Source organism: Gordonibacter faecis (assembly GCF_030077735.1).
Classification (GTDB): domain Bacteria; phylum Actinomycetota; class Coriobacteriia; order Coriobacteriales; family Eggerthellaceae; genus Gordonibacter; species Gordonibacter faecis.
Map to the genome: position 1 here is coordinate 124,710 of NZ_JASJEU010000007.1, position 21,943 is coordinate 146,652.

Annotated in this window: 19 protein-coding genes; 12 read left to right on the forward strand and 7 right to left on the reverse strand. The window is 51.3% G+C overall.

Translation table 11 applies throughout. The features are described from left to right. Positions 1 to 499: 499 nt before the first annotated feature. From QNJ86_RS04035 to QNJ86_RS04055, 5 genes are all read right to left on the reverse strand, one after another. Positions 500 to 1,105 carry a phosphoadenosine phosphosulfate sulfotransferase gene (locus QNJ86_RS04035; protein ID WP_283831304.1) on the reverse strand — a complete coding sequence of 202 codons (606 nt, stop codon included), beginning with the start codon at positions 1,103 to 1,105 and terminating at the stop codon, positions 500 to 502. Beyond that, positions 1,102 to 2,226 (reverse strand): DNA replication/repair protein RecF, encoded by a 1,125-nt coding sequence (gene recF / locus QNJ86_RS04040; protein ID WP_283831305.1) that lies wholly within the window; start codon positions 2,224 to 2,226, stop codon positions 1,102 to 1,104. The genes QNJ86_RS04035 and recF overlap by 4 nt, the downstream gene beginning before the upstream one ends. Positions 2,227 to 2,256: 30 nt before the next feature. Further along, positions 2,257 to 3,357 (reverse strand): DNA polymerase III subunit beta, encoded by a 1,101-nt coding sequence (gene dnaN / locus QNJ86_RS04045; protein WP_283831306.1) that lies wholly within the window; start codon positions 3,355 to 3,357, stop codon positions 2,257 to 2,259. 538 nt (positions 3,358 to 3,895) lie between these two features. Continuing rightward, positions 3,896 to 5,524 (reverse strand): chromosomal replication initiator protein DnaA, encoded by a 1,629-nt coding sequence (gene dnaA / locus QNJ86_RS04050; RefSeq protein ID WP_283831307.1) that lies wholly within the window; start codon positions 5,522 to 5,524, stop codon positions 3,896 to 3,898. A 52-nt stretch (positions 5,525 to 5,576) separates the two neighbouring features. Further along, on the reverse strand, positions 5,577 to 6,455 hold the full coding sequence (locus QNJ86_RS04055) for an ATP-binding protein (RefSeq protein ID WP_283831308.1): 879 nt from the start codon (positions 6,453 to 6,455) through the stop codon (positions 5,577 to 5,579). A gap of 820 nt (positions 6,456 to 7,275) precedes the next feature. Here QNJ86_RS04055 and rpmH point away from each other — a divergent pair. The 6 genes from rpmH to rsmG all read left to right on the forward strand — a co-directional run bounded on the left by rpmH (position 7,276) and on the right by rsmG (position 10,474). Next, positions 7,276 to 7,410, forward strand: a complete 135-nt coding sequence (rpmH, locus tag QNJ86_RS04060; protein ID WP_041239173.1) for a 50S ribosomal protein L34 — start codon at positions 7,276 to 7,278, stop codon at positions 7,408 to 7,410. A gap of 13 nt (positions 7,411 to 7,423) precedes the next feature. Then, on the forward strand, positions 7,424 to 7,753 hold the full coding sequence (gene rnpA / locus QNJ86_RS04065; protein WP_283831309.1) for a ribonuclease P protein component: 330 nt from the start codon (positions 7,424 to 7,426) through the stop codon (positions 7,751 to 7,753). Positions 7,754 to 7,763: 10 nt separating this feature from the next. Then, positions 7,764 to 8,006, forward strand: coding sequence for a membrane protein insertion efficiency factor YidD (gene yidD, locus QNJ86_RS04070; protein ID WP_283831310.1), 243 nt, complete (start codon positions 7,764 to 7,766; stop codon positions 8,004 to 8,006). A gap of 42 nt (positions 8,007 to 8,048) precedes the next feature. Next, on the forward strand, positions 8,049 to 8,819 hold the full coding sequence (locus QNJ86_RS04075; RefSeq protein WP_283831311.1) for a YidC/Oxa1 family membrane protein insertase: 771 nt from the start codon (positions 8,049 to 8,051) through the stop codon (positions 8,817 to 8,819). Positions 8,820 to 8,891: 72 nt separating this feature from the next. Continuing rightward, a complete protein-coding gene (locus QNJ86_RS04080; RefSeq protein ID WP_283831312.1) occupies positions 8,892 to 9,422 on the forward strand; it encodes a Jag family protein in 531 nt (176 codons plus the stop codon). A 398-nt stretch (positions 9,423 to 9,820) separates the two neighbouring features. After that, the gene (gene rsmG, locus QNJ86_RS04085; protein WP_283831313.1) at positions 9,821 to 10,474 is read left to right on the forward strand and encodes a 16S rRNA (guanine(527)-N(7))-methyltransferase RsmG; all 654 of its coding nucleotides are present in this window, start codon (positions 9,821 to 9,823) and stop codon (positions 10,472 to 10,474) included. A gap of 140 nt (positions 10,475 to 10,614) precedes the next feature. On the opposite strand, the gene QNJ86_RS04090 is transcribed toward rsmG, so the two are convergent. Beyond that, the gene (locus QNJ86_RS04090; protein WP_283831314.1) at positions 10,615 to 11,016 is read right to left on the reverse strand and encodes an endonuclease domain-containing protein; all 402 of its coding nucleotides are present in this window, start codon (positions 11,014 to 11,016) and stop codon (positions 10,615 to 10,617) included. Positions 11,017 to 11,303: 287 nt separating this feature from the next. On the opposite strand from QNJ86_RS04090, the gene QNJ86_RS04095 reads away from it, so the two are divergent. Continuing rightward, entirely contained in the window at positions 11,304 to 12,293 is a 990-nt protein-coding gene (locus tag QNJ86_RS04095; RefSeq protein ID WP_420052753.1) for a ParA family protein, read from the forward strand. Next, positions 12,286 to 13,329, forward strand: coding sequence for a ParB/RepB/Spo0J family partition protein (locus tag QNJ86_RS04100; protein WP_283831315.1), 1,044 nt, complete (start codon positions 12,286 to 12,288; stop codon positions 13,327 to 13,329). Before QNJ86_RS04095 ends, QNJ86_RS04100 begins: the two co-directional genes overlap by 8 nt. Before the next feature lie 290 nt (positions 13,330 to 13,619). Here the strand turns inward: QNJ86_RS04100 and rlmN are convergent, their stop codons facing one another. Continuing rightward, the gene (rlmN, locus tag QNJ86_RS04105) at positions 13,620 to 14,699 is read right to left on the reverse strand and encodes a dual-specificity RNA methyltransferase RlmN (RefSeq protein ID WP_283831316.1); all 1,080 of its coding nucleotides are present in this window, start codon (positions 14,697 to 14,699) and stop codon (positions 13,620 to 13,622) included. Between the two features lie 134 nt (positions 14,700 to 14,833). On the opposite strand from rlmN, the gene QNJ86_RS04110 reads away from it, so the two are divergent. The 4 genes from QNJ86_RS04110 to QNJ86_RS04125 all read left to right on the forward strand — a co-directional run bounded on the left by QNJ86_RS04110 (position 14,834) and on the right by QNJ86_RS04125 (position 21,929). Further along, complete coding sequence (locus QNJ86_RS04110; RefSeq protein ID WP_283831317.1) at positions 14,834 to 15,781, forward strand: D-alanine--D-alanine ligase family protein; 948 nt, start codon at positions 14,834 to 14,836, stop codon at positions 15,779 to 15,781. A gap of 320 nt (positions 15,782 to 16,101) precedes the next feature. Further along, positions 16,102 to 16,743, forward strand: coding sequence for a hypothetical protein (locus QNJ86_RS04115; RefSeq protein WP_283831318.1), 642 nt, complete (start codon positions 16,102 to 16,104; stop codon positions 16,741 to 16,743). Between the two features lie 543 nt (positions 16,744 to 17,286). After that, positions 17,287 to 20,580 (forward strand): helicase C-terminal domain-containing protein, encoded by a 3,294-nt coding sequence (locus QNJ86_RS04120; protein WP_283831319.1) that lies wholly within the window; start codon positions 17,287 to 17,289, stop codon positions 20,578 to 20,580. 14 nt (positions 20,581 to 20,594) lie between these two features. Next, the gene (locus QNJ86_RS04125; protein ID WP_283831321.1) at positions 20,595 to 21,929 is read left to right on the forward strand and encodes a hypothetical protein; all 1,335 of its coding nucleotides are present in this window, start codon (positions 20,595 to 20,597) and stop codon (positions 21,927 to 21,929) included. Positions 21,930 to 21,943: the final 14 nt, after the last annotated feature.

Here is a 21,943-nt window from a genome sequence, read left to right on the forward strand (position 1 = left end):
GTGAGATATCTCGCTGAGGCATGCAGGGTGACCTGCGCCGCGAGGTGGCCGTGCGAGATATGAGAACGAGGCTATGTAAACCTTTTCCCCACCGCGTCACGGCAACCTAAGAATTGTAACATAAGCCAGCTATGCTACCAACAATTTCCACGCCTTTTGAAGGCTTTCAGATCAATTCTAAGGGGAGATCGAATGAAAGGGTATTAATTTCACCGTAAAGAGCGAGAAACAAGCCAATATGACGGCCGGAAAGAAGGTTAGCGAAGTTAATTAGGTGGAAATAATTATTTGAACAAAAATGTTTCACGTGAAACATTTTTGTCGCAATGAATGAGATATCAGTAAAACTTAAAAAATGAAGTAAATATTTCACGTGAAACATTTCCAAGAAATCAAAAAGTTATTACTTACAAAGAATTTCGCTCAACGAATGATTGTTTCACGTGAAACACTTTTTAACGGCAGAATAAATGTTTCACGTGAAACATTTACGTACTTACTACTTACCGCGTTGGCCTTTCTTTGTTTCTTCATCGGCCACTATGGCACACAGAAGGGCGCGGCGGACGAGTGGATCTTCGACAGAGGACACTCGTTTACTCACTTCAGCGAATTCTTCATCGCTCAGCGGAACTGAAGGACGATTCGCTGAAGCACTTTGTTGGCGGCTTTCCTCGTTCGCAAGAGCAAAAGGGCGACGGCCCTTCATGTCGCGCGTTGAGGGGATTATGCGCAAGGCCTCAACCTGTTCACCCTGCTCGTGCATCTTCATTTTTAGGAGTTCTTGGCGGTTGTCGAGCTCTGAGCGCACCATACTGTCGTCGCTGTAAACGGCCACTACTTTTCCCGTCACACCCGCCACGGCATCTTGGGCCTCGCTGCGCGAGCGATCAAAGCGGCGAAGAGTAGCTCCTTGCTCCCCCGACACCACATACACCGCATTGATGTGGTCGAGTACGAACTGAGCCGCGTCCTTAAAAACCGCGCGCACGGCATTTTCCCACTTCTTATTCACCATAGCCGCGCGCATCTCTTTGCGCGAAAACGACCCATCGCGCTCCCACGACGCGATTAACTTTTCCACATCGACCGCAAGCTTTCTCATTGCACGCCCCCGTCCTTGAGAGGTAATTCCACCACACGGGCACGGGCGAGCAATTCCTCATCGAAGTAAGTGAGATTCGCCGTCGTGATAAACGTTTGAATATCACCTTCAATGAACGAAACAAGTGCGTTGCGACGCGAGCTATCGAGTTCACTCATCACATCATCAAGCAGCAGAACGGGCCGCTGACCCAACACATCGTGAATAAGAGCCGCTTCAGCCAGCTTAAACGCCAACACCAACGAGCGCTGCTGACCCTGACTCCCATACAGGGCGGCGTTGCGGCCATTAATGAAAAACTCCAGGTGATCGGCGTGGGGGCCCACAAGGGCGCGCCGGCGCGCACGTTCTTCCCCGGCGCGCAGCGTCAGCGCAGCTTGAAGGCGTGCCCGTGCCTCATCACGGCCAAACGAATAGGTGACCAGTACGTTTTGATCGTGCGCTTCCCACGAAGGCACGTAGCAAAGCGCCACTTCTTCGCGGCCACCGGCTATTTCGGCATAATAGTCGCTCACCACCGGCGCGAGCTTTTCAACCAGCGCAGCGCGATACGTTGCCAGCTGTGCGCCGCACGTGATAAGCGTTTCATCGATGCTGGCGATCAGCGCATCAGGGGCTTCATCCTTGAGCAACTTATTTTTATAGCGAATAACTTTTTCGTAATCCTTCTTGATGACGTAATGATTCGACGTCAGCTGCGAGCCCAACGCATCAAGCGCGGCGCGTTTAACCGCCGACGACCCTTTCGCCAACTCCAAGTCATCCGGCGTAAACGTGACGGAAGGCACCAGCCCCTTCAAATCAGCCGTGCGCTTGGGCTTGTCATTCAACAAAAAGCGTTTCTTTCCGTCCCCCGCCCGCAGCGACACCCGCAAGCGCCGGTTGTCATCAGTGACATCAGCATCAAGGCTCGCGAAGTCGGCACCGTGGCGCACCATCTGGTCAAGCGTTGGGTGACGAAACGATTGAAGCGCCGTCAGCAGCTGAATGCCTTCCACCACATTCGTCTTCCCCACAGCATTCGGGCCGACAAGAACCGTGAGAGGCCCCAGGTCAGCCAACTCAAAGTGCTCATAGTTCCGAAAATTAAGGAACGATATGCGGTCAATACGCAAATCCATAGGAAGGCGAAGCGTAGCGGGCGAACGCCGCTATGAAATGCGCACCGGCATGACAAGGTAGAGGAAGTTCTCGTCAGACGGCGCCTTAAAAATGCCCGGCTTCAGCGAGGACTGCACCTCCAAAAACACCTCTTCCGCGCCGATAGCCGCCAAACCGTCCAGCAGGTACGCATAATTGAAGGCGATTTCCACATCTTCGCCTTCGCCCGTGCACGCGATAGTTTCTTGAGCCGAACCCACATCCTGCGCCACCGACGACAGCTGTGTGGTTTGAGACGCCACGTTGATATCAAAACGCACCGGCGAGGACGACTGCCCCAGCAGCGACGAGCGCTTTACCGCTGCAATGAGGTGTTCAACCGGCATACTGACGCGCGTGGTATACGACTCGGGAAGCAGCTGGCGGTAGTTCGGGAAATTACCCTCAAGACGGCGGTTTACGAACACCGTATCCTGATAGGTAACCACAATTTGGTTTTCAGCGAGCGCCAGTGCCACCGGGCTGTCGGTTTTCGGCAGCGCAGCGAGATCCTGCAGGAACGTGCCAGCAATAACAGCCTGGAATTCATCAGCAGTGGCGTTTTCGAGTTCGGTTTCCGTGATAGCCAGGCGGTAGGAGTCGGTAGCCACCATCTTCAGATGGTTGTCTTCAAGCGTGATCAATACACCGGTAAGGATGGCGCGGCTTTCATCTTTCGACACCACGCGCGCCACGCGGCGCACCATGGACGAGAACTGCGTGAACGGAATTTCAATACGCTGCGTGACGTCGACATGGGGAAACCCAGGGAAGTCTTCCGGATCGAGCGCCTTAATGGAGAATGAGGCCGTGTCACAGGTGATGACAGCAGATTCTTCGTCGGCATCCACATGAACCGCCGCGTCGGGAAGGTTTTTCACGATGTCAGCAAAAAGCTTGCCGGGAACCACCGCGCGACCAGGCTCTTCAACCAGAGCGGCTACCGTGTATTGCACCGAAAGTTCCAAGTCGGTGGTTTGCAGCGTGAGGGAGTCGCCTTGCACATCGAGGTAGACGCCGGAAAGAATGGGCAACGTTGAGCGCGTCGAGACACCCTTTAACACAACGCTGAGGGCGTTCTGCAGCTCCGACTGATTGATGCTGAATTTCAAGGTGGTCCCTTTCTCTCTTCTCCACAGATATGCGAGGCATCGCAGGGCCAGCTGAGCCATGCTGATGAGTTACGTGCCACATAAACCGTAAAGCGCTCAGTGCGGTAATGAGCGCGGGGGTATGCGGCACGGGAACTTATTTTGTACAGAGCACGGTGCCATTATAGGGTGTCCGTAGGAAGTGTGCGGTAAAGAATGGTGAAGTCTCGCGAAGAGTGCAGATTGGTTGTAGCGTGAGGATTAGCATTTAGAAGTGCGCGAGGACCGCGGGTTCGGGTTTTTATCTTTTTAAGGTCTTCCTTTATATATAGTAAGGTTTTAATAATAGTAATAATAAGGGCGGTGGATTTGTGGAAAACTAAAGAAACGCCTCGTCACGCCTTATTTAATGGCCAGCGTTGAGCGTGGAGGGCGCGCTCCTTCTGTCAACATGAATTATTGCTTTTATTATCTCTCCCGCTGTTTCTGGTGGTTTTCGGCATACGGTAAGTCATGTTTCAGTCATCTTTCCGCCGAACCGTTGTTCGCACTCTCTATTTTAGATTTCGCGAATTAATTGTTTGAGTGTTTCAAGCTCTTCGCGAAGTTCGCGGTTCTCTTTCATCTTTTCTTCGACGTTGGTGACGGAGTACATAACAGTGGAGTGGTCGCGGTTGAATTTCTTCCCGATATCGTTAAAGGGCAGGTCAAGCATCTGCCGGGACAGATAAATGGCAATCTGACGCGCGTAGATAATGTTGCGCGTGCGCTTTTTGCCCACGAGATCAGCGTGACTTACCTTATAAAACGTTTCGACCTCTTTTTGAATGTCGGCAATGGTCAGGCGCTTCGACGGCCCACCCGAGAAGTGGTTCTCCAGCAGACAGCGTACGTCGTCTAAACTCAAGTCGGGTTGGTTGAAAAACGTCATCTGATAAATCACTTTGGTGACGGCGCTTTTTAACTCGCGAATGTTTGAACTGGAACTTTCCGCGATATACATTTGAATATCATCAGGAATGGCGAAGCTGGAGCTTCCTTCGTTCGCCCGATATTCCTCAACAAAGCTCTTCACGATGCCAAGCTTCGTCTCTATCTCGGGCGGCTGAATGTCGAAGGTACCGCCGGAGTTAAAGCGGCTCTTATACCGCTCGTCGATGTCGATGTTCTTCGGCGCGCGATCAGCGGAAAGTACCACCTGCCTGCCCTGGCTGGTTAACTTGTTGAAAATCTGGAACACAATATCGAGCGTCTGCTTTTTACCCTGTAGGTACTGAACGTCGTCGATCAGAAGCACATCGGCCTCTTCATAGCGCGTCTTGAAGTTCTTGTAGCTCGATTTTTCCTTGTCGTGCGCGGCGCTTGCCTCCATGTAGTCGGACAGCAGCTCAGCCGAGTCAACGTACACCACGGAAAGGTTCGGAAGCGTTTCATACACATAGTTTTGAATTGCGCGCAAAAGGTGCGTTTTCCCCAGTCCTGATTTTCCGTAGATGAACAGGGGGTTCAGGTGTGCTTTACCCGGCATTTCCGCCACGGCGACGGCCATGGAATATGCCATGCGGTTGGAGTCGCCAATGACAAAGTTTTCGAAGGTGAGGCCCGAGGTTGGCGCGTCAAAAGCAGAAGCACTGTCCCTAAACGGGTTACGAAGATCATCCGCCTCGTCAAAACGTGTGAGACCGCGTTCATCGCGTCCACCATACATAGAGTCACCTGACGAAGGTTCATCCCAGCTTGAGCGTCCACTCATAGGATACGTATCTTCCTCATCAGGAATAAGCGCCGTCCTGCGCCTGATCTGCGACTCTTTCTCATATGCTACAGGGTTTTCCCCAGCCGACCGCACCGCTGCCGGTTCTTCCGCACGGGGAGTTTGCTCAACAGCGGGCGCGGCACTCGGAGCTTGCGCATTCGCTCCCTCGGCGGTGATATCCACTTCAAGCGCCACGGTAAACGCCGTGTGATACAAATCCATGAGCGCCTGCTTGATGAAGTCGAGGTAGTGGCGCTCGATCCATGTTTTAATAAAGTCGTTGTCGGCCGTAAGCATGAGGAAATCCTCGCTCATTGCCTGTGGATGCAGTCGCGAGAAAAAAGCGTTGATCTGCGAGGGATCTATGTTGTTGTAGCTTTTGACCTGGTCGCATACTTCACGCCAGATCTGTTCGAGTTTTTCACTATCCATGACGTTCCCCTCGGGATGAGGCGCTCGCTGATTGCTTTGGGTTGCGTGGTGATTATAGCGAATTCGCTACGTGAAAGCCCAGATCGGTCAGGATGCGCTTTTGGCCGGCGGTTTTTTCCACAAGTCCTGCTTCTTCCATCTTAGAAAGGGTAACGTAGGTGCTCGACTGCGGCACGCCGGTGAGGCGCGCTAAATCGGTGACGCCTAATGCCCCTTCGCTCAAAAAGATGGGAAGAAAGTCGCGTTCACGCTGAGAAAGTGGGGGGATTAACGGCTCACGCGCGCCGCGCGACGCCATGTGTGGCCCACCGCCGTGGCCGGAAAATGCCTGCGGCTGTCCATAACTTTGAGCGCCACCAAAGGCCCCATTCGGCACCCGGCCGTACGGATTGGGTTCTTCATCAGGTCCTTTGAGACTGATTGTTACCACCGCGCCAGTGCCGAGGTTATCTTCAATTGAGATTGTTCCATGCGAGAAATCGAGATACTCCTTCACAATGGGAAGGCCCGAGCCAACACCGCGAATGTAGCGCTTCATGGGTTCAACCGCCGACGTAAAGCCTGGCAGCTGCGCTTTGTCCTTCTGAATGATACCCGGCCCCTGGTCAGCAAAACGTATAGTATTTCCTTCATCCAATATGGAAACAATAATTTCTGCGAACCTTGCGTGAATAAAATTTTCTGTCACCTCGCGAATGACGGTGTAAGGAATAGTGCCACCTGCCATTTTTGCTTGTTCATAAATTTTCGATGCGAGGTTTTCAATAAATTCAGCCGTGGGTGCCGGTTGAATTTCCGTGACGCGTGGGGCACTGCGTAAGTCATCGTACTGCGCAATGCGCGCGATGGTTTCAACGAAAGTATAGTCGAAGGTACCCTTCTCATCTGCGGGTTCATGTTCTTGATTTGAATGTTCAATCTGGTTGTTCAATTCTGTTCCATTTTTCAGATTCGATATTCAGTCTTTTTCAAAGATATTCAACGGCATTGTAGCGTTTTTTGACGGCTGAATCTATTCACCTGCGGAATTCATAACATCATTTCGTGTTCATTCAGTCATGCATGAAAGTAAAACGGTATTCAAAGAGGACTTTTTAACGTTTTCAACAATTTATTCAGAAAATGTGGAAAACCAAAAAAGGGTTTGAATGAATAATTGTTAAGAAGGTTGAAAATGCGCCTGATTGTTGAAATTTTCATTGACTTTCGCCGAATAATGGTTTTCCCAGTTCGCGTTTACGACGCCTGAAAACATGTCGGAACAGTAACCTGTCGTTGTCTGTGTGATGTCGATCAATGCGGGGTATTGTTTACAATCTACCTCTAAAACCCCAGGTGAAAGTGCTGTTCATAATTCGTGGAAATCAAAACAGCAGGTCGCGAGCCATGTCGTTCGCATACAACAGCGCCTTGACAACGGGATGTCGTTGAAGTTTTCCACAGGCGTCTTCGAATAAAAGGGCAGTTTTCCCCATTTTCCACAATTTGGACGGAAACCTAACGCGCTCTGTTGATGAAAACGCTTCGAGAACAGACGTTATTATTTCCTGAGAGCGCTTACTAGTGAATGTATCCCCGGCATACCTATTAAAATGTGTAAAAGCTACCGACAACCCCTGTTCCCGTTTCTCGTCGTGGCGATGGCGATGTTAAGGAGTCTCTTTCCGCCCCACGTAAAAACACCTTGACGAGTGAGTAACATGGTATATACTTTGAAAGCTACTCTTGAATGTATTGAAAGGGAAATGACCATGAAGCGCACGTATCAACCTAACACGCGCAAGCGCGCCAAGTGCCACGGCTTCCGTGCCCGCATGTCGACGAAGGGCGGCCGTGCCGTCTTGTCCGCTCGTCGCGCCAAGGGACGCAAGCGCCTCTGCGTGTAAACGGGGACGCGGGTTGGAGACCATCAAATCCAACGCGGAGATTTCTTCCCTGTTCGCAAACGGCAAGCGTTTGCACACGTCCTATCTCACGTTTATCGTGGTACGCAACGAAAAGCAGCACGACCGTCCTGGTCGTGCTGCTTTTATTGCTGGGAAGAAACTCGGGAATGCCGTATGGCGCAATGCTGCCAAACGCCGTATGAGGGCGCTCTGCCGCGAATTGGACGGCCCTTGGCGAGGCTACGATGTGATTTTCCTTGCAAAGTCGAACATCGTGCAAGCGTCTTATAGTAAAGTGCTAGCAGCATGCGACGATACGTTGAAGCGAGCTGGGGTACGATGAGGTTTTTGCGATGGAAACGAAGCCGAGTTTCATAAAGCGCTTGCCGAGCATGGTCGCGGTGTTCTTGATCACGTTCTATCGCGCTGCCATTTCTCCGCTGTTTCCCTCGTGCTGCCGTTTCGTCCCGACTTGTTCAGAATACGGACTCATTGCGTTTCAACGTTATGGGTTTATTAAAGGGCTGAAGCTGACGACAAAGCGGATTTTGCGGTGCCGTCCGGGAGGTCCCCACGGATATGATCCTGTTCCTTAACGGGTTTCGCGGGGCTTTTGTGGCATAAAGGAAGGAATACTAATGTGGGACGCATTTAAGAACTGGATATTCGACGTCATCCAGTTCTTCTACAACTTCTGTGGTGACTGGGGTCTTGCTATCATCATTGTCACCGTTATCTTCCGTTTGCTGATTTCGCCCCTTATGCACAAGCAGACTAAGTCGTCGTTTCAAATGCAGAAGGTTCAGCCTCTCATGCAGGAGATTCAGCGCAAATATGCCGACGATCCGCAGCGCCAGCAAGAAGAGATGCAGAAACTCTACGCCGAGGCGAAGTTTAATCCGCTGGCTGGCTGCTTGCCTATGTTGCTTCAGATGCCTATCTTTATGGCGCTGTTCCAGGTGCTTTCCGAAATGGGTGGCCGTACGCAGGGTTCGGCGTATGAGTTTTACAACTTAGTGCCTAGCTTGGTTATGCGCCCCAGTGAGGCAATAGCCCAGGGTTTTGGAACATTTGTTCCCTATTTGGTGTTGATGATTGTGTTTGCGGGTGCGACGTTCTTGCCTATGGTATTGATGCAGATGGGCAACAAAGATAATCCGCAGCGTAAGCAAACGCTTATTATGTCGGGTGTCATGAGCGTTTTCATGCTGTGGATCAGCTGGGGCTCGCCCGCTGGCGTGCTTTTGTTCTGGGGCGCTTCTTCGCTTATTGGTGTTGCTCAGCAGCAGATTTCCATGCGCATTATGAAGAAGAAGGACGCGGAAGCTGAAGAAGCTATCGAGGTTAAGCCGATTGAGGTTGAGGTTACTCGCAAGCCCAAGAAGAAGCGTCCATCCAAAAAGCGCTAACCTGAATGTTTCACGTGAAACAATGAGTGGCTTATGAGCCCTCATTGATACTGCCTATTGAAGGAGTCTGCTATGGCTGATGAAATTCTTGAAGAGAAGCAGGACGTGGAAGACGGGGAACAGCCCGTCGAACTGAGCGATGAAGAGCTTGATCGTATCGCCGACACCGCTATTGCCGCGCTGCAGGATATTCTCAAGTACTTCAATGTTGGGGAAGTGACCATTGATGAGTACGAGGGTGACGAAGGCGAATTGATTCTTGATATTACGGGCTCCGATTTGGCTGTTCTTATTGGGCGCCATGGGAAGACGTTGGATGCTTTGCAGTTTTTAGTGTCGGCCATCACAGTGCGCACGATTGGGTACAGGTACCCGGTGATTGTCGATGTTGAGGGATACAAGGGTCGTCAGCGTCAGAAGTTGGAATCTATTGCGCGTTCTTCGGCGAATCGTGCGGCAAGCCAGCACCGTAGCATTAAGCTACGCCCGATGACGCCGTATGAGCGCCGCATTGTACACATTACGTTGCGCGACGACGATCGCGTGGAAACAGCCTCCGAGGGAGAAGGCAGCGCCCGCCATGTGGTGATTCTTCCGCGCTAAGCGCTTGTGATTGTTATTGGATGGTTAAGCCCCTTGCTTTGTGAGGGGCTTTTTTATTGCTGTAAGAATGTTTCACGTGAAACATTCTTATGTGGCGTTATTGAACTGAGCGTGGTAGCACATAGGTTTCGCAATTACAGTATCGAAATAAGCGGATATTCCCGATTTAATAATTATTTTTTCGTGTGCATAAATTCCGCGATCAAAAAAATAAATCTTTCGGACAATGTTTCACGTGAAACATTGTGAAATACTCGTTATCGTACGAATTCATCCAATAGCCTCATGTTCTTAATCTCAAATGTTTCACGTGAAACATTTGATGCCCTGCTGTGTGTCGTTATTCTCGTCATCTTTACCTGGTAGACTGTGAAACCACACGTTGAGAAGGATGATTGATGCAAAACGAATCTGTTATGAATTGCTATCTGGAAGCATTACTCGAAGCTAATAAAACGACTAATTTGACGCGCATTTCTTCTGTTAAAGAAGCGAAAGTTCTTCATTTAGAGGATTCCTTAGTTGCGCTTGATGAAATAAACGCTGCTCCTGGAGGTTTATATGCGGATTTGGGAAGCGGCGGTGGGTTTCCTGGCGTTCCATTAGCGCTTGCGACAGGGAGGCAAACGCTCTTGGTTGATTCTGTTCAAAAGAAGATGAATATCGTGGGAGAGATTCTCGAAGGCCTTAATCTCAGTGATCAAATATATACCTACGCGGGAAGGATAGAAGATCTTGCTCGTGAACGTCCACGTGAGTTTTCAGTGTTAACCGCACGAGCATTGTCAAAGCTTTCAGTTTTAATGGAGTTAGCAAGTCCTCTGCTGAAAAAGGGAGGAATGCTCGTTTGCTACAAGGCAAATATTCAACCTGATGAATGGGAGCACGCTCTTGAAATGCAAGATACATTCGCATTGCAGCTCAAGTCAGATAGAACGTTACTGCTCAGTGACGGTAAAACTCAACGTCGCATAGTTGCCTTCGAGAAAAAAGGTTCGCCGCGAGTTAAGTTGCCACGCAAAGTGGGAATGGCCCAGAAAAAACCTCTCTAATGTTTCACGTGAAACATTAGAGAGGTAGTACGGGAAACTAAGGAATGAGATGTTTCACGTGAAACATTCCAACAAGTTTAGCTAACGACGTCGCAACGCAAAATGTTTCACGTGAAACATTGGAACTTGAAAAGAATGTGCTAATGCTTGTTAATCAGAAGTGATAGCGGTACGGTACACACGTCATTGCGACGCAATTGTACTTCTTGATGAATGGTCTCGCATACTCCTTCAAAATTTTCTCGGATAGAGGAATTAGGAAACCTCAGCTCCTTTATTCCCTCCATCTCTAAATACATCGTTCGAACGGCATCATATTCAAGATTCCTTTCTTCATAATGTTGGGATCCGTCTAATTCAATGCTCAGTCGCGCTTGTCTGCAGAAGAAATCAACAATGTAAGGCCCCACTAGGATCTGGCGCGAAAAGTGAATTGGATATTCTGCAAGAAAGCAGTACCAGAGCTTTTTCTCAGCAGGGGGCATAGTGCGCCGCATTTCACGGGCGCGAGCTGCAAGTAATGATCTCCGGGTACGGTTCATACTATCCCTCCTTCAAATGGTCGTTAAAGCGATGGTAGCGCTGCAACCTTACCAATCGACCGTAAATAAGCCGTCGAGAAGTCTTCCCGTTCTAACACTTTTCAAGCGCCCGAACCGTCGCGAATCCAACAAAAATACGGCGCAACTATGTTCAAAGAGGCGTTCCCTATTTTCTTAATCGATAATATGGAACATCCCCGACATTGAAGCGTCGTTACACGGGTATAGTGTTTCACGTGAAACATAAACAGAGTATACTGGCTTTGTGCTCATGAAAGGGGGCCTCTGTGGGACTGTTCGATAGTCTAAAACGTGACAGAAAAGCAGCCGAGACTGTCAGTCAAGAAGAGTTGGTAAAACCAGCACCGGTAAGTGAATCTGATGATGATATGATTGGGGACATTGAGGACGTAGAAGTTCTCGAACGTGAGGTAGTTCCCGAACCGGTGAAGGAAATTCCCCCTAAGCCAATTAAATCATATAAAGATAAAGCGCCTGTAAAACACGTTGTAGGCCAGACAAAGGTTATGGCTATCATCAACCAAAAAGGTGGTGTCGGTAAATCAACCACGGCAATAAACCTTTCTGCTGCGTTGGGTGAGAAGGGTAAGCAGGTATTACTCGTCGACCTTGATCCTCAGGGGAATTCTTCGAGTGGCCTTGGCATTGAGAAAAGCCGTGTCGAACACTGTATCTATGATGTTCTCTTGAATGATGTTCCTATCGAAGAGGTCATTATTCCTGATGTATGCGAAGGCCTTGATGTAGTGCCGGCTACTATCAATTTAGCAGGCGCTGAGGTGGAGTTGGTAGCGGAGATGGCACGTGAGAATCGTCTTCGCGATGCCGTTGGCTCGTTGCGAGGTAAATACGACTACGTGTTCATCGACTGCCCTCCTTCGTTGGGCCTGCTTACCGTTAATGCCCTCGTCGCTGCTGATAAGCTTCTCATACCTATTCAATGCGAGTTCTACGCGTTGGAAGGTGTGACAAAACTCCTTGATTCAATGAAACGTGTCAAAACACGGCTTAACCCATCTCTTGATATCTTCGGCGTCTTGCTGACCATGTACGACGGCCGTACGACGCTTTCTCGACAGGTAGTTGATGAAGTTCGCAATTATTTCGGTCGGACGGTATTTGAGACCCTTATACCGCGTACTGTGAAGCTTTCTGAGGCCCCAAGTTTTGGTCAGCCTATAACTCAATATGACCCTACGGGCAAAGGCGCCCAATCGTATACTGATCTTGCAAAGGAAGTGATCCAACGTGGCTAAATCGACGAAAAGCGGTTTGGGACGCGGTCTCAACTCGCTGTTGGGTGGTTCGTACGAGGAAGCCGTGCCCCCTGTTCCTGCTCCGCGCGTGACCGTTGAAGCGAAAGAGTTAGTGGAGCAGAAAAAGCCAGTTGAGCGGCGAGAAGTTGCCGTTGAAAAGACGCGCGAAGCACAGAAACATGAAGTTGAGACCGACGAGTTCTTGGCTGATGACGACCACGTGACTATTAAGAGTGTTGTTCCTCGCCGCACCGACGAGGTGCCGCTGGAATCGGTGACGCCGAACCCAGATCAGCCGCGCACTAACTTCAAGCGCGAGGAAATTGAGGAACTGGCTGCTTCTATTGATAAGGACGGGCTTCTCCAGCCTATTTTGGTGCGCCCCATGGGTGAAGGGAAATATCAGATCATTGCCGGCGAGCGTCGATGGCAGGCGTGTCGACTTATCGGTATGAAAACGGTTCCCGTGCGCATTAAAGAGGCTGATGACGACAAGGCGCTTGAGCTTGCGCTGATTGAGAACGTGCAGCGTTCGGATTTGAATCCTATTGAAGAGGCCTATGGCTATCGCCGTATGATGGAGCGTCGCAATCTGACTCAATCGGAAGTTGCGCAAGCTATGTCGAAAGGCCGTTCGACGGTGGCAAACGCGCTGCGCTTGCTTGAACTGCCGGAAGAGGCGCAGCAATTGCTTTTTGAAGAAAAGATTACCGCAGGTCATGCGCGCGCTATTCTTTCTATTCCTCAAAAGGAAGGCCGTCAGAAGCTTACACAAAAGCTGGTTGAGGAAAAACTTTCCGTGCGTGAAGCGGAAACGATTGCGCGTTTGTTTGCTGGAAAGCAGAATGACGAGGTTCCTCAAGTTCGGCAGCCAACGCCTAAGTCGTTTAAGACGGTGGCGAAGGCTCTGCGCGATATTCTACATACGAACGTAAGGGTTAAGACCGTTCAGGGTAAGAATAAGATTGAAATTGAGTTTAAGGATGAGGAAGAACTCGAAAAGTTGTTTGAAGAGCTTCTCGCTTCAATGTCATAGTGTTTCACGTGAAACATTTATTTTTAGAAGCGTCCTTGTGGCGCTTCTTTTTTGCTTCGCGCTGTGTAAGTAAAGCTAAATGTCCATGCTTTGGTAAATGAGTGTTTCACGTGAAACACTGCAAGGTAAGGCGTAAATATTTTGCTGCTTGTATTAGTAAAATTAACGTTTGAAATGTTTCACGTGAAACATTCAGAAGCGAATCGTTTTTTAACTGTCCAGTTCAGAAGAGCTTAAAAAACTTCTAGATGTTTCACGTGAAACATCTAATGACCGACACGACCCTGAAATCATTTTAGTTTCTTGAGTGGTAACTCATATGTTTCACGTGAAACATATGACGAGTGTTTAAATGCATTCTTCAGTTGGCCACATGCTCCTGCGATGTCGCTTCCTCGGGAGTGGCGAATGGTTGTTTCGATCCCATTCTTTTGAAGGGTGGCCTGCCAATGCGTCATAGTTTTAGTCAAACTTGGCTGAAATGGTGAATCGACTATTTTGTTTAGGGGAATAAGATTGATGTGGCAAAGTAATCCTGCGCAGAAATCTTCTAATGCCTCACGATCTTCCGCGCTATCGTTTATTCCTGAAATCATTGCATATTCAAGCGTGACTCGACGGTTCGTGGCGCGCACATATGCCTGCAGTGCTTTTTTTAGTTGCTGAAGAGGATATTTGGCAACGCCGGGCATCAATTCGTCGCGCGTCTTTTGAAGAGCCGCGTGAAGAGACACGGCGAGCGTAAATTGTTCAGGTTCTTCGCTTAATCGGCGTATACCTGGGATAATTCCGCACGTTGAAATGGTCATATGCCGAGCGCCTATAGCGAACAGCTTGGGATGGTTTAGCATACGTAACGCATCCAGCGTCGCATCGTAATTCAAAAAAGGTTCGCCCTGGCCCATCACAACCACGTTTGATACGCGCTGTTTCATATGTTTTTGAGCGACGTAAATTTGGTTCACAATCTCGCCCGCAGTAAGATTTCGCGTGAATCCTTCCTTTCCTGTGGCACAAAACGAGCAACCCATTGCACAACCCGCCTGAGACGAGCAGCAAATAGTGAGTTTTCCATTAGAAGAAGGCAGCGCAACGGTTTCCACACACACCTTATCTGGGAAAGTAAGAATGAATTTACCTGTGCCATCTTTTGACTTTTGAAGATCGGTGATGCGTGGGCGAACAAGAGGGTGCGTTTCCTCAAGAAATTCGCGAAAAGCTTTCGGAATATTCGTCATTTCGCTATACGATTCAGCGCCTTTGCCATACAACCATTCAGCCAATTGAAGTGCGCGGAACGAAGGCTGCCCAGCAGAGGCGGTGAACTCTGAAATTTCTTTGAGAGATAATGCTGTAATAAATGTATTCATTATTTCATTATAGAGTAAGTGGGCGGCAAGTGTTTCACGTGAAACATTCCGATGTCTCAGTGAGGTTGATCAAAGGCTGAGCTCGTATTTGCTATACTTCTGAACGTTATGGTTGGACAATGAAAGAAGGATCCATGGTTGAAAGCGTCGATCCAGGTCAATGTCAGGTTGCGCTTCTTGTTGGCGGAGTGAGCGGCGAGCGCGAGGTGTCGCTGGCTTCAGGAAAAGGAGCTCAAGAGGCGCTTGAGCAAGCAGGATTTCCGGTGACGGTGCTTGATCCGTCTAATAAAGAGGACTTGAAACGGCTCATCGATGGCCCATTTGACGTGGCATTCATCTGCTTGCATGGTAAATATGGCGAAGATGGCACGCTGCAGGGCTTTCTTGAGATGATTGGGCTGCCGTATATTGGATCCGGCGTGTGGTCGAGCGCGCTTGCCATGGATAAAGTGAAGTCAAAGGTGTTTTATAGCCGGGAACAAATTCCGACACCTCATTCTCTTGTATTGAATCCTACGTCGACTGTTGATGTCGAAAAGATTATTGAGGAAGTTGGATTTCCTTGTGTTGTAAAGCCTGCTACGGAAGGCAGTGCGCTGGGGGTATGTATTGTTGAAAATAGGGATGACTTGGCGGCTGCTGTCGAAAAAGTGAGTGAACTGGATCGTCAGGTGCTGATTGAACATTACGTTGCGGGTAAAGAGCTCACGGTGGCCGTGCTTGGCAACGATGAGCCTCGGGCGCTTCCGATTATTGAGATTGTGCCGGTTAATGAATTTTATGATTATGAGTCGAAGTATGTTCCTGGAGCTTCGCAGCATTTGTGTCCGGCGCCTCTCGATGAAAAGGTGACTGCGGAAATTCAAGACCTTGCTGTTCGCGCGCATCGAGCGCTGGGATGTGAAGGGGTGTCGCGTTCCGACTTCATTCTTGACGAAGCGGGTAAGGCGTGGATCCTTGAGACTAACACCATTCCTGGTATGACGGGAACCTCGCTTTTGCCTGACTCGGCCCGCGCGGCAGGTATTTCGTTCCCTGAGTTGTGTACGATGTTAATTGGGTATGCTTTAGAGGGGAAATAGCGCGTTGTTTAAGGGAACGCGAAATAATTAGTACTGAATAATTCGTTTTTAATTTAATTGGAACGCTCATTGGATGTTTCACGTGAAACATCCAATGAGTTTTTTGGGCGCGGGATAAATTTTCTAAGGGCACTTTTTCTTTATCAGGGTTTTTGATTCTTGAAGCTTTGAGACTTCTTGGCGTTTTTACGCTAGTCGGAATGTTTCACGTGAAACATTTTGTGATGTCGAGGGTTCGCGGCGGTGCGATGCTCAGCCAATGTTTAACCCAGGGGCTTCGTCTGTTACACTTTTAATGAAAACGAGGCGAAGGGATCTCAGTGGATACGTACGTTGGCTTTTATGCGCGGTTCAATACTCTCTCTAAAAAAGATGCGGCTGCATTGCTTGGCGCTGACAATCTCGTCGGCGATGTATTCGAAATTATTTTTGATACGAATGAGGAAGGCGAAACCGTTGCGTGGATGAAAAACCGGTTTGGTTCGCTCGTCGGTTTCTTTGATGCTGATACGACGCGTCGGCTGCGCATACTGAATGCAAGAGAATGGCATTTGAAGGCGATACTTTCCTTTGTGGCGTTTACTGATCATCCCGAGCCTGGCCATTATTGGGGTGAGGCTGCCATAATCTGCTATTCACCGGTTTATGAAGCTGAATTTACTACGTTTATTGAAGGGTTAGCGCCAAGAATAGCTGATGGCGTGCGCCCTGACGTTGATCTTGGAGAACAGGGCGCTCAACAGGTAATCGAGTCGGGGGGTTTGTGGTCCCCCACGAAAACAATGCCATTCCCTGCGAAGCAACAGGGCACAGTTATCATGAAAAGCCGCCGAAAAATGTCGGAGAAACTCATTGAGCAGGGACGCAAAGGAAATAAAGGCTGCTATGTGGTGAGCTGGCTTTTCCTGCTACTTGTGGTTGCTGGCCTTCTTTTCGGACTGAAATCGTGCGGCGTATTCTAAGAATTGGTCGTTTGTAGAGAAAGTTTATCCTAAATGTTTCACGTGAAACATTTAGGGTGTTGTCATGGGTTCCCATTTTCGCAATGAAATAATGAAGTGAGATGTTTCACGTGAAACATTTTTTGTTCTTGAAAAGAGCCATTTCCTGCGCTGAAGAGAATGGCATCGGTTAAATCATTGGTCAAATAATTATCCTCTTTAATCGGATGAGTATTCCCGGTGTTTCACGTGAAACAATCAAAGTCGGGATAATGTGATCGCAAAATGTTTCACGTGAAACAACTGAAGCAGGATGAAATGTTGGATTGGTAGTGTTTCACGTGAAACACTCAATGTGGGGCGAAATGCTGGGTCATGATGTTTCACGTGAAACAATTTGTGCGAGTCAAACGATGGTCGGAATGTTTCACGTGAAACAATTGAGGTTCTGTCTGGTTGATGCGCGTACCCCTAGTGGGCGGCGTAAGATGTTTCACGTGAAACATCGTTGTATAGCGGGGTTTTGATTTGTGTGTTTTGGGGAGAGATGGTAGGCTGGCCGTTATGGAAAATCAAAGTGCGCAGGCGCATGACATCCTGCAAAGTTTTATCAGCGATGGCACTCCCGAAAGCATTCGTGCGCGGTATGCTTCATTGGCGCGTCGCGCTGAAGCCAGTGATTTTGGCGAACTCGATCACAATATTGTGGTTATCGACACGGAGACTACGGGTTTCTCGTTCAACCATGATGAATTGACGCAAATTGCGGCGGCTCGTATGGAGCGCGGCGAAATAGTTGATTGGTTTATCACGTTTGTTAATCCAGGGAAACCTATTCCGGAAGAGGTTGCGCATCTTACTGACATTCACGATGACGACGTACGTGACGCTTCTGAGCCGAATGAAGCGTTGAGTCAGTTGGCGGCGTTCGTGGGTGATGCAAAAATAGTTGCACATAATGCGGAGTTCGACCGTACGTTCACGACGAATCATCCGGGTGGGTATGCCTTATTAGAAAACACTTGGATTGACTCGCTCGATTTGGCACGTATTGCGCTGCCGCGGTTTAAGTCGCACAGGTTGCTTGATCTGGTAAAAGCATTTGGGGCTCCCCTTTCGACACACCGCGCGGACGCTGATGTTGCTGCTACGTGTGCGGTATTCCGCATTTTATTGGCTGCGGTTGACGCGATGCCCACTTCACTCGTACGTGAGATCGCGCGCATGGCAACGCCTGCGCAGTGGCCGACGCAGGTGGTGTTCGATTATTTTGCATCGAAAAAAGCGCTAGAGGAAGTTTTGGTTTGCGAAAAGGCGTCTGGTGGAATAAGCGAACAGATTGTCGACGATTCAAACACTTACTCAGCAACTGAAACATTAAAAAATGAATGCACCCAAGATGCAGACGGCGGTGAAACGAGCGTACTTTCAGTCAGTGAGCCGTTCTCGTTGCGTGCTATGCGTCGCGAGCGTGTTGCTCACATCGAGCGTAAGGCAAAGATTGACGCGGACGCAATTGCAGCTGATCCCCTGCGTGACCTGGTATTCCCTACGCAAGATGAAATAAACGCTGCCTTTGCGCCGGACGGGCTTGTGGGGTGCCTCTACCACGATTTTGAAGCACGCGCCGAGCAGCTGGCTATGTCACATGCCGTGCGCGATGCGTTTGCCTCGTCGGAAAACCTCATGGTGGAAGCCGGCACTGGTGTTGGTAAGTCTATGGCTTACCTTGTGCCTTCCGTTTTGACCGCGCGTACAAACAACATAGCTGTCGGCATCGCTACAAAGACAAACGCCCTGCTTGACCAGCTGGTATATCATGAATTGCCCGCGCTTGAACGCGCTCTCGCAAAAGCTGGCGAAAGCGCGGAAGCCTCCGCCTCTCACGCCACACAAAGCGCTGCTACTACCCAAATAGAGACTGAATCCGACATTCAAAATGATGATCTAATAAATAATGAAATAGCTGATGCGGCCTCCAACTCAACCCCGCCCGCACTCACCTTTGCGGCCCTCAAAGGCTTTTCGCACTACCCGTGCCTTCGACGCATCGAGCGCCTGGTGGTGGAAGGCCCACAAACACGCCTGGTCGCAGGCAAGGAACAGTCGCAGGCACCCGCGCTGGCCGCCCTTCTCTCGTACGTCGAACAAACCGAATACGACGACATGGACGGCCTTAAGATAGATTTCCGCGCGCTGCCGCGCTACACCATTACCACCACAAGCCACGAGTGCCTCAGGCGCAAATGCCCCTATTTTGGCACGTCATGCTTCGTGCACGGTGCCCGCCGTCGCGCCGAGGCGGCTGATATCGTGGTCACGAACCATAGCTTACTCTTCTGCGACCTAGCCGCTGATGGCGGACTCCTGCCGCCGATTCGCTACTGGGTGGTGGACGAGGCCCACGGCGCCGAAAACGAAGCGCGCCGCGCCTTCTCCCTGTCGCTCGCTGCCGAAGACATCCTGCGCCTGGCAACGCGTGTGTCCGCCGACGAAGCCTCGCGCAACGTGTTCGTGCGCGCCGAGCGCCGCGTCGTCGCTCCCGAAGGCGGCGACGGTGCCACGCTCTTCTACGCGCTCACGGCCAAGGCGCGCTCCGCCGGCACCGCTTATGCCGAGGCCGCGCGCGAGTTCTCCATACACCTGAAAGACCTGCTGTTTTTCGACGCCAACAAGCGCGGTAAGGGCTACGAATATGTTGAGCTGTGGCTTAATGACGACATTCGGGGAAGCGCAACGTTTTCCCAGGTGGCATCTCTAGGCCGCGTGATGGCGCAAGCGGCCGAAAAGCTGGTCACCACCTGCCAGGAACTGGTGGGCTATCTGGAAGACGTGGAAGGCGCTGCCGCCATCCAGCGGGAAATAGCTTCCACCGCCATGGAGCTGAAAGACCAGATCAACGCCGTAGATGTCATCCTGGACAAAGCCCCCGAATGCTACGCCTATTCCGCAACGCTGTGCCGCAAGAACGATCGCGCCGTCGAAAAGCTGGAGGCGCTGCTGCTGAACGTGGGCGAAGCGCTGGCCGATACGCTGTACGCGCGCACCCATTCGGTGGTGTTCGCCTCCGCAACGCTGGCCGTGGACGGCCGGTTCGACGCGTTCGAAAAAGCGCTCGGCCTGAACGCCTCCGAAGGTTCCACCTGCCGCTCGTGCCAGCTGGACTCCAGTTACGACTTCGACGCCAACATGACGGTGTACGTGACCTCCGACATGCCGGAGCCAAACGACCCCTCCTACCTGGGCCGTTTGCAGCAGCTGCTCGTGGACGTGCACCGCGCGCAACAGGGCTCGCTGCTCACGCTGTTCACTAACCGCCGCGAAATGGAGCGCTGCTTCGACGAAGTGCAGCCCCAGATCAAAACCGACAACCTTCGCGTCGTCTGCCAAAAGTGGGGCGTGTCGGTGAAGGGCCTCCGCGACGACTTCCTGGCCGACGAGCACCTGTCGCTCTTCGCGCTCAAAAGCTTCTGGGAAGGCTTCGATGCCCCCGGTGCCACGCTGAAAGGCGTCGTCATTCCCAAGCTGCCCTTCGCGAAGCCCACCGACCCCCTGTCCTGCGAACGCGCCGCCCGCGATGACCAGGCCTGGCGTCATTTCGTCCTACCCCAGGCCGTCTTGGAAACGAAGCAAGCCGCAGGCCGCCTCATCCGCAAGGCGGACGACCGCGGTGTGCTCATCCTAGCCGACCGCCGCCTCTTAACAAAAAGTTACGGCAAGGCTTTTCTCAACACGCTGCCGAGCCGCACCGTTAAAGTGCGTACGTGCGCAGAAATTGCGGCAGAAATTGCCGAAATGACCGCGCGCGAACAGCAAGAATCACCTGATCAGTGTGCAGACGTACGTGAGCAAGGATAGCGCTAGGGCATTGCATGGGTAAGTTGGACGACAAATTTGCGCGCGCCGCGCACATCAAACGCCACACTGTAGGCACGTCGAACGAGATATCGTTCAGCGTGCTGGACGCGGCGAAAAACCAGCTCGAAGGCCCCGCCAAGGCCGATCCCGACGCGCGCACCTCCCGCTTCGGCCACATATCGCTGTTCACGTTGCCGCTGGGGCGGAAAAAAGCCATCGGCACGCCCGTGAAAGAGCGCGGTCTCCCGCTGTCCGACGGCGGGTTTGCCTCGGCTGAAGCCGCCGCTGCTGACAAGGCTGCACCTTCAGCGGTCCCAGGAGATTCCCAGGTGGGACGCCTGTCGAAGACGCGCAGCGCAGGAACTTCCCTGGCGCTACCCACGCAGATGCGCACGCCGGAAGAGGAAATCTCGCGCCGCAAAGCCCGCCGCCGACTTCGCCGTATTCTTGCGGCATCGCTCGTGGTGGTGATCGGCCTCGCCCTGGCAGGTGCCGGCGGCCTCTATTTGTATCACGACCACCAGCAGCACGCCGCGCAAGTTTCGCAGCTTGATGGCGCGCTCGACCTGGTGAAACAGGCCGACGAAACCATGGTCGCCCTCGACGCGCTGGTGGCTTCCCCGCTTTCCACTGAAAGTCTCACGGATGCCAAAACCGTGTTGCAGCGTCTTCCGGAAACCACCGCGCAGCTAAAAGAAGCTGATCAGGTGGTGCGTGACGTGTCTGCATCGCTGCGCGAATCGCGGGACAAGGAAGCTGCCAACCAGTCAGTTGCTGCCGTGGCAGCGCGCCTGGCCATGATTGAGGCGGGTGAGCAGATTGTTGAAGCTGCCCTCGCTGCCAACGAGGCGGCCAAGCAAGCTAGCGCCGCCTGGCAGGACGTTCTTTCCGCCGACGCGCTCGCCCGCGAGGCTGCGGCGCTCGTCACCGACACCACTGACGAACACGTCACGGCCTCCAAGGAAAAAACCGAAGCTGCAGTAGCCGCCCTCGCGGAAGCGCAGGATGCCCTGCTCGCAGCCGCATCCGCCTATCCTGATGCCGACCTCACCGCGGCGCTCAACTACGTAGCCAAACGCATTGAGGCTCTCAACGCCGCCATCGCCTCTGACGAGGCGCTGCTGGCGAAAAACAAGGATGAAGCGTTCGCGCAAAACGACGCCTACACGCGCGCCGACGCCGAAGCAGCCACGATGGCCGCCGAACTTCCAAGCGATCTTACGCGCACTATCAACGAAACATTCGAACGTGAAACGGCTCCCTTAACAGAGACCTATTCAACGGCTCGTTCACAGGCCGGATCAGCGGATGCGTTTATTCGTGATTATTTGGGAACGACAATTAAATAGCGTATACTAGCGAT